General features: G+C 67.8%; 7 protein-coding genes. 3 read left to right on the forward strand and 4 right to left on the reverse strand.

From position 1 onward, the window contains the following. The 3 genes from motA to msrB form a co-directional block, all read right to left on the reverse strand. Positions 1-855: a flagellar motor stator protein MotA gene (motA, locus tag ABQZ09_RS06540; RefSeq protein ID WP_039405757.1), complete on the reverse strand. Its 855-nt coding sequence runs from the start codon at positions 853-855 to the stop codon at positions 1-3. A 229-nt stretch (positions 856-1,084) separates the two neighbouring features. Continuing rightward, complete coding sequence (locus ABQZ09_RS06545; protein WP_349776439.1) at positions 1,085-1,573, reverse strand: MliC family protein; 489 nt, start codon at positions 1,571-1,573, stop codon at positions 1,085-1,087. Between the two features lie 166 nt (positions 1,574-1,739). Beyond that, on the reverse strand, positions 1,740-2,204 hold the full coding sequence (msrB, locus tag ABQZ09_RS06550) for a peptide-methionine (R)-S-oxide reductase MsrB (RefSeq protein ID WP_039405751.1): 465 nt from the start codon (positions 2,202-2,204) through the stop codon (positions 1,740-1,742). Positions 2,205-2,543: 339 nt separating this feature from the next. On the opposite strand from msrB, the gene ABQZ09_RS06555 reads away from it, so the two are divergent. Continuing rightward, complete coding sequence (locus ABQZ09_RS06555; RefSeq protein WP_349776440.1) at positions 2,544-2,972, forward strand: hypothetical protein; 429 nt, start codon at positions 2,544-2,546, stop codon at positions 2,970-2,972. Positions 2,973-3,131: 159 nt separating this feature from the next. Here ABQZ09_RS06555 and ABQZ09_RS06560 read toward each other — a convergent pair whose 3' ends face one another. Beyond that, complete coding sequence (locus tag ABQZ09_RS06560) at positions 3,132-3,611, reverse strand: Lrp/AsnC ligand binding domain-containing protein (protein ID WP_047693916.1); 480 nt, start codon at positions 3,609-3,611, stop codon at positions 3,132-3,134. 148 nt (positions 3,612-3,759) lie between these two features. On the opposite strand from ABQZ09_RS06560, the gene ABQZ09_RS06565 reads away from it, so the two are divergent. Next, a complete protein-coding gene (locus ABQZ09_RS06565) occupies positions 3,760-5,049 on the forward strand; it encodes a D-amino acid dehydrogenase (RefSeq protein WP_184555833.1) in 1,290 nt (429 codons plus the stop codon). Continuing rightward, positions 5,049-6,146, forward strand: coding sequence for an alanine racemase (gene alr / locus ABQZ09_RS06570; protein ID WP_349776441.1), 1,098 nt, complete (start codon positions 5,049-5,051; stop codon positions 6,144-6,146). The genes ABQZ09_RS06565 and alr overlap by 1 nt, the downstream gene beginning before the upstream one ends. Positions 6,147-6,746 lie beyond the last annotated feature (600 nt).

The raw sequence follows: 6,746 nt of genomic DNA on the forward strand, positions 1-6,746 counted from the left end.
CTACTTGATCGTCTTCAGGTGCGTTTCGAAATCGCCGAAGCTCGGACGCACGTTGGAGGGCAGGGTCTTGCGCGCAAATTCCAGCGCAATCTTGGGGTTGTAGCCGCGCAGGCAGGCCAGCAGCGCGGTCTTGACCGCCTCGTAGATGCGCCCGTCCTGTTCGGCACGCGCTTCCATCGCCGCCGACAACGGCGACACGAAGCCGTACGCCAGCAGGATGCCCAGGAAGGTGCCCACCAGCGCGGCGCCGACGTGGTGGCCGATCTCTTCGATCGGCCCGCCGATCGAGCCCATGGTGATCACGATGCCGAGCACTGCCGCCACGATGCCGAAGCCGGGCAGGCCGTCGGAGACCTTGCTCAGCGCATGCGCCGGCGCCAGGGCCTCGTGGTGGTGCTTTTCCAGTTCCAGTTCGAGCAGCGGTTCCAGTTCGTGCGGCTCGATGTTGCTGCCGATCATCAGGCGCAGGCAGTCGGTGATGAAGTCCAGCAGGTGATGGTCGGCCACCACCTTGGGGTAGTTGCCGAAGATGGTGCTGTCCTGCGGTTTTTCGACGTGGTCTTCCAGCGCCATGAAGCCGTCGCGACGGGCCTTGTTCAACAGCTCGTAGATCAGGCTCAGGGTGTCCTTGTAGTCGTCGGACTTGTACTGCGGGCCCTTGAACACGCCCAGCACGCCGGTCAGCGTCTCCTTGACGATCTTGCCCGGCGTACTGACCAGGAACGCACCCAGGGCCGCGCCGCCGATGATCATCAGCTCGTACGGCTGCCACAACGCACCCAGTTTTCCGTGCGACAGCACATAGCCGCCGAGGACGCTGACGATGACGACGATGAAGCCAACGATGATGAGCATGGCGAAGCCGAAAGCAATCTGGGAGTGCTAGTGGTTTCGGCTTGCGCGGCCGATTCTTGAAGCGCACGGCGTGAAGATGTGCGCTGTGACTGAACGATCAGCCGATTGTCGTTGCGGCCTCATGCACACATTTGACCGCATCGCCGCCTGCCAGCGACAGCGTCGCCTCGCCGGCATGCTCCCGGAACCGGCGCCGTGGGCGTCGGCAAGGTGCGTTGTGCCTGAACCGTCAGCCGATCGTGCTTGCGGGCTCATGCACGCATTTGACCGCATCCCCGCCTGCCAGCGACAGCGTCGCTTCGCCGGCATGCTCCCAGAACTGGTTGCCATGGGCGTCGGCAAAGCGCGCGCCGGAGGCGGCCTGGGCACTGAGCAGGGTCAGCGCACGGCCGTCCAGGGTCAACCGCAGGGCATCGGTGGCGGGGTCGAAGCGGGTAGTGATGGCGCGCTCGCCGCAGCGCCAGGCCACGGTATCCGGGGCCTGGGTCAGGGCTGGTGGCGGCGTGACCGGCCCCGGATGGCCGGCATGGGGCAGCGGGCCGGTCACGCTGGCGTCGGTGGCCATCGGCGGCGGGCTGCCGTCCGAGCCTGCGGTTGCGATGGACGGTGGCTCCGTCGCGGTCGCAGGTGCGGTGTCGGCAGAGCGATCGCCTGCGGTGCAGCTGGCCAGGGTGGCGGCCAGCACTGCGGCGAGCATCAGGGTCGAGGACGTGTGCATCTGCGTACTCCTGCCTGGATCGTCCGTCGCCGGCGTGGCGACGGTTGGGACATGGTGTGGCCAGTGCTTAAGGGATCTGGCGCTGCGCATGGTGCCCTGCGACGTCAGTGGGTGCCAGATCGGCGCCACGCGTGGGCGCCGCCGCCGACCGGCACTTGGCCTGGCCTCAGGCCGGCTGCGCCTCAGCGCCATCGCGGTGCAACGGGTTGGGCAGTGCCTGGCCGTTCTCGGTGAAGCCCAGCGAGACCGAGTTGAGGCAGTGCCGTTCGCCGGTCGGCGGCGGGCCGTCCGGGAACACGTGGCCCAGGTGGCTGTCGCAGCGCGCGCAGACGATCTCGGTGCGGATCATGCCGTAGCTGGTGTCGCGGATCTCGCGCACATGGGCGGTGTCGTAGGGCGCGAAGAAGCTCGGCCAGCCGGTGCCGGAATCGAACTTGGCGCTGGAGCGGAACAGCGGCAGCCCGCACAGCCGGCAGGTGTAGACCCCGTCCAGCTTGTTGTCCAGAAAGACCCCGCAAAACGGCGCTTCGGTACCGTGGTGCAGCAGCACGCGCTGTTCCTCATCGCTGAGCCCGGCGATCAGGGCGTCGCGCTGGGCGGGGGAGGGAGGGGTCAGATCGAACTGGCTCATGAGGCTCTCGCATGCGCTCGCCGGCGGGGTGCCGGCGCCTGCCCCAGTGATGTGGGCGCTGCGCGGGTGGTTCAACCGGTCGACGTATTCGAGAAAGTCACGCGTGCGCTGGAGAGCCCGTGGCTGCGCCCGTACCCTCATCCGGCGCTGCGCGCCACCTTCTCCCCCATGAAGGAGGACATGTCCCGGCGGGAGAAGGGAACGGCCCGGCGGGAGATTGGCGTCTTCGCAGTGCAACGACCTGACCAAAGCGTTCATCCCCCGGCCGGTTGCGTGCATTGCTGCCGCCTGGTCGCGCCCCCATCGATTAACCACTCCCGATCAATCACGGTGCCTGTCATGGCGATCCATTCCTCAACGCGCGGCCTGCTGTTCTGCGGTCTGCTGGCGATGGCCGGCGTGGCGGTGGCGCAGTCGGCCACCACCACGCGTTCGTCCAACACGTTGCAGCCCATCACCACGCCGACACCGGTTCAGCCCACTGTGACGCCGCCGCGCGCGCTACAGCCGGCTAACTCGACCGCCCCCGTGCCCTCGCAGCTGGGGCAGCGCCCGGTCGCGCCGAGCATCCCCACCCGTGGTCCGGCGCAGACACCGGTGGCGCCTGCCGGCAGCCAGGTGTCGCCGACGACGCCGATGGTCTACGACCGCAATGGCCGCTTGCTGCAGGGCATGCAGCCGGCCGGCGCCAACCGGGTGCTGGATACCAAGACCGGCCGCTACTACGACGCAGTACCGGCAGGCGACGGCATGCGCGTTGTGCGCTGACGGCAGCGATCCGGTCTATTGCCGACCGCCGACCGCCGACCGCCAACACCGGCCACCACCGCTAGCGATTCCCCCCGATGCCACGGGTACCGGCAACCCACAACTCTCGAAACCCCAGTCCCGATTCTCCAATCCCATTCCCAATTCCCGATTCCCGATTCAATCGGCAATCGGCAACGCCAGCGTCTCCTTGACCTCCTCCATCACGATGTAGCTCTTGGATTCGCGCACGTGCGGCAGGGTCAGCAAGGTGCTGCCGAGCAGCTTGCGATAGGAGGCCATTTCGCTGATGCGCGCCTTGAGCAGGTAGTCGAAGTCGCCGGAGACCAGATGGCACTCCAGCACGTTGGGCAGCTTCAGCGCGGCGCGGCGGAATTCTTCGAAGATGTCGCCGGATTTGTAGGCCAGGCTGATCTCCACGAACACCAGCAGGCTGGCCTTGAGATAGTGCGGATCCAGCCGTGCGTAGTAGCCGGTGATGGCGCCGTCGCGCTCCAGTCGGCGCACGCGCTCGGTGCACGGCGTGGTCGACAGGCCCACCCGCTCGCCCAGTTCTGTGAACGAGATCCGCCCCTCCTGCTGCAGGATGCGCAGGATCTTGCGGTCGATCTTGTCCAGTTCGCGGGTGCGGGTGGTCATGCGGTCTGTCTCGGCAGGGTTTAGCAGGAAGTTTCACTACAAAGGCGTGGCGATTCCAGAAATGGCACTGCCTGCCTCGCAATATACTGCGGCTAACTGTCCCTCTCAGTGTCTTGTTGTGGGGGAATACCCTTTTCAGGAGAACGACATGCGGGTGCTCATTCTCGGCAGCGGCGTCATCGGCGTGACCAGTGCGTGGTACCTGGCGCAGGCCGGTTGCGAAGTGACCGTGGTCGACCGCCAGCCAGCGGCGGCGCTGGAGACCAGCTATGCCAACGCCGGCCAGCTGTCGTTCGGCTACACCTCGCCGTGGGCTGCGCCTGGCGTCCCCGGCAAGGCGATGAAGTGGCTGTTCGAGCAGCACGCGCCGCTGTCGATCCGCCCCACCCGCGACCTGCGCCAGCTGGCGTGGCTGAGCCAGATGCTGCGCAACTGCACCGCCGAGCGCTATGCGGTGAACAAGGCGCGCATGGTGCGCATGTCCGACTACAGCCGCGATTGCCTCAACGCATTGCGCGCCGAGACCGGTATCGAATTCGAAGGCCGCCAGCTCGGCACCACGCAGTTGTTCCGCACCCAGCAGCAGCTGGATGCGGCCGCCCAGGACATCGAGGTGCTGGCCCAGTACGGCGTGCCGTATGAGCTGCTGAGCCCGGCGCAGATCGCGCACTTCGAACCCGGCCTGGCCGGCGGCGGCGCGCAGATGGCCGGCGCGCTGCGCCTGCCCGAAGACCAGACCGGCGACTGCCGCCTGTTCACCCAGCGGCTGGCCGAGCTGGCTGCGCAGGCGGGTGTCACCTTCCGCTACGGGCAGCAGATCGAGCGCCTGGCGCATGCCGGCGGCCGGGTCACCGGCGTACAGATCGACGGCCGCATCGAAACCGCCGACCGCTACGTGCTGGCGCTGGGCAGCTATTCGGCCGATCTGCTGCTCTCGCTCGGCCTGCATCTGCCGGTGTACCCGCTCAAGGGCTATTCGCTGACCATTCCGATCGTCGATGCGCAGCGCGCGCCGACCTCCACGGTGCTGGACGAGAGCTACAAGATCGCGCTGACCCGCTTCGACGACCGCATCCGCGTCGGCGGCATGGCCGAGGTGGCCGGCTTCGACATGTCCTTGAATCCGCGCCGTCGCGCCACCCTGGAAATGGTGGTCAACGACCTGTTCCCCGGCGGCGGCGATCTGGCCCAGGCCGAGTTCTGGACCGGCCTGCGCCCGGCCACCCCGGATGGCACCCCGGTGGTGGGCGCTACCCCGTTCGCCAACCTGTTCCTGAACACCGGCCACGGCACCCTGGGCTGGACCATGGCCTGCGGCTCCGGGCGCTACCTGGCCGACCTGATGCAGGGCCGCACGCCGGAAATCGATACCGAGGGCCTGGACGTGTTCCGTTACCTGTCGCCGCGCAGCGTGCGCCCGCAGCGGGAGGCCGCGTAGTGCGTCCTGCGCAAGCGTCGATCGACCTGGATGCATTGCGCCACAATTACCGCCTGGCCAAGCGCCTGGGCGGCAGCAAGGCGCTGGCGGTGGTCAAGGCCGACGCGTACGGGCACGGTGCAGTGCGCTGCGCGCAGGCGCTGGAGCCGGAGGCCGACGGCTTCGCAGTGGCCTGCATCGAAGAAGCGCTGGAGCTGCGCCAGGCAGGTATCCGCGCACCGATCCTGCTACTGGAAGGTTTTTTCGAACATGACGAACTGCGCCTGATCGCCGAGCATGATCTGTGGACGGTGGCGGCCACCCCGCAACAGGTACGCGCGCTGGCCGAGTTCCAGAGCCCGCGCCCGTTGCGTGTCTGGTTGAAGATGGACAGCGGCATGCACCGGCTGGGCCTGTCGCCGGACGATTTCCGCGCCGCCTGGCTGCGCCTGCGCGGGTTGCCGCAGATCGCTTCGCTGGTGTTGATGACGCACCTGGCGCGCGCCGACGAACTGGACTGCAGCCGCACTGACGAACAGGCCGTGGCATTCGCGCTGACTGCCGGCGGCATGCGCGCGGAAACCAGCATCCGCAATTCGCCCGGCCTGCTCGGCTGGCCGGCGCTGCGCAACGACTGGTCGCGCCCGGGCCTGATGTTGTACGGCGCCAACCCGTTCGCGCAGGACACCGACAGCACCGCGCAACTGCGCCCGGTGATGACGCTGCGCTCGCGCATCATCTCGGTGCGCGAACTGCCCGCGGGCGAACCGGTGGGGTATGGCGCGCGCTTCGTGGCCGAGCGCCCCACGCGCGTGGGCGTGGTCGCGATGGGCTATGCCGACGGCTACCCGCAGTTCGCGCCCAACGGCACCCCGGTGCTGGTCGACGGCCAGGTCTGCCCATTGATCGGGCGCGTTTCGATGGACATGTTGACGGTGGACCTCACCGATCACCCGCAGGCCGGGATCGGCGCGCCGGTGCAGCTGTGGGGCGATGCACCCCAAGTCAGCCCGCTGGCCGCGCAATGCAACGTCAGCGCGTATCAGCTGCTGTGCGGGCTCAAGCGCGTACCGCGGGTGTATGCGGGCGAGGCGGCGGTGGGCAAAATTTCAGCATAGATGCATTCCCTTCTCCCGCCGGGACAGTGCCCCCCTTCATGGGGAGAAGGGCCCGGAAGGGGGCGTGATCGGTAGCTGCGGCGTTCTTCCCTTCTCCCATCGGGAGAAGGTGGCGCGTAGCGCCGGATGAGGGTACGGGCGAACTCCGTGTGGTTGGAACGGCACGTGGGCTTCGCCCCGAACCCTCACCCCAACCCCTCTCCCGGCGGGAGAGGGGCGTGATCGGTAGCTGCGGCGTTCTTCCCTTCTCCCATCGAGAGAAGGTGGCGCGTAGCGCCGGATGAGGGTACGGGCGAAGCCTCATGGGGTTGGAGCGGCACGTAAGCTTCGCCCCGTACCCTCACCCCAACCCCTCTCCCGGCGGGAGAGGGGCGTGATAGGTAGCTGCGGCGTTCTTCCCTTCTCCCATCGGGAGAAGGTGGCGCGTAGCGCCGGATGAGGGTACGGGCGAAGCCTCGTGCGGTTGGAACGGCACGTGGGCTTCGCCCCGTACCCTCACCCCGACCCCTCTCCCGGCGGGAGAGGGGCGTGATCGGTAGCTGCGGCGTTCTTCCCTTCTCCCATCGGGAGAAGGTGGCGCGTAGCGCCGGATGAGGGTAC

Origin of the sequence: Xanthomonas sp. WHRI 6106, from assembly GCF_040202405.1 — a bacterium.
In the GTDB taxonomy this organism is placed as follows: domain Bacteria; phylum Pseudomonadota; class Gammaproteobacteria; order Xanthomonadales; family Xanthomonadaceae; genus Xanthomonas; species Xanthomonas cannabis.